The organism is Brevundimonas sp. UBA7534 (assembly GCF_002479325.1).
Taxonomy (GTDB): domain Bacteria; phylum Pseudomonadota; class Alphaproteobacteria; order Caulobacterales; family Caulobacteraceae; genus Brevundimonas.
In genome coordinates this window covers 1-1,444 of record NZ_DLMO01000032.1, presented here as the reverse complement: position 1 = coordinate 1,444, position 1,444 = coordinate 1, and the positions used below count along the sequence as shown (strand labels likewise).

Genomic DNA, 1,444 nt, shown 5'->3' with positions numbered 1-1,444 from the left:
GGCGGCGATCTCGGCCTTGAACTCGGCCTCCTTGGCCGTTTCCATCTCGGGCGTGACCTCGATGGCCAGGTTGCGCTGGTCCAGCAGCCACTTCTGCATCTTCATCTCGAGGTTGCCCCCGAGCTGGATGTCGGTGCCGCGGCCGGCCATGTTGGTGGCGATGGTGACCGCGCCGGGCAGGCCCGCGTCGGCGACGATATAGGCTTCCTGCTCGTGCTGGCGCGCGTTCAGGACGTTGTGCGGGATGCCGCGCAGCTTGGTCTCGTAGGTGATGTCATAGGCGGCGTCGCCGACCTTTTCCGCCTCCTTGGCCTTGCCGGCGTATTCCGGCTTCAGCGTGCGCGCGGTCTCGACCTTGTATTCGTAGCGGCTCAGCAGGTCCGACAGCTGTTCCGAGCGCTCGATCGAGACGGTGCCGACCAGGATGGGCTGTCCGGCCAGGTGGCATTCGGCGATCTGGCGGGCGATGGCCTGGTTCTTCTCGGCGTGGGTGCGATAGACCTCGTCGTCGAAGTCCTTGCGCTGGATCGGCCGGTTGGTCGGCACCTCCAGAACGTCCATCTTGTAGATGTCGAGGAATTCCTGCGCCTCGGTCGCGGCCGTGCCGGTCATGCCCGACAGCTTTTCGTACAGGCGGAAGTAGTTCTGGATCGTGACCGAGGCCAAAGTCTGGTTCTCGGGCTGGATCTTGACGTCCTCCTTGGCCTCGATGGCTTGGTGCAGGCCTTCAGACAGGCGCCGCCCGGTCATCATCCGCCCGGTGAATTCGTCGATCAGGACGATCTCGCCGCCTTTGATGATGTAGTCCTTGTCGCGCTGATACAGGGTGTTGGCGCGCAGGGCCTGGTTGACGTGGTGGACCAGGCTGATGTTGGCGGCGTCGTACAGGCCCGTGGTGTCGGCGGCGAAATAGCCGCCCTTCTCCAGCATCTCCTCGATGCGTTCGGAGCCTTCCTCGGTCAGCAGCGACTGCTTCTGCTTCTCGTCAAGGTCGTAGGTCGACTTGTCCTTGATCAGCTCCTTCACCAGGCCGTCCAGGATCTTGTAGAGGTCCGAACGATCCTCGGTCGGGCCCGAGATGATCAGCGGCGTGCGCGCCTCGTCGATCAGGATGGAGTCGACCTCGTCGACGATGGCGAAGTGGTGCGGGCGCTGCACCATCTCGCGCCGGTCATAGACCAGGTTGTCGCGCAGATAGTCGAAGCCGAACTCGTTGTTGGTGCCGTAGGTGACGTCGGCGTTGTAGGCCGCCTGGCGCTGGCCCTGCGACAGGCCGTTGACGATGACGCCGACCTCCAGCCCCAGGAAGCGATAGACGCGGCCCATGGTCTCGGCGTCGCGCCGGGCCAGGTAGTCGTTGACGGTGATGACGTGCACGCCCTTGCCGGTCAGGGCGTTCAGATAGACCGGGGCCACGGCCACCAGGGTCTTGCCCTCGCCGGTC

At 64.5% G+C, this 1,444-nt stretch carries 1 pseudogene; it reads right to left on the bottom strand.

Annotation, left to right across the window (positions count from 1 at the left end):
- Positions 1-1,444 (bottom strand): annotated as a pseudogene (locus tag B2U11_RS02215) (preprotein translocase subunit SecA); the annotation flags it as partial.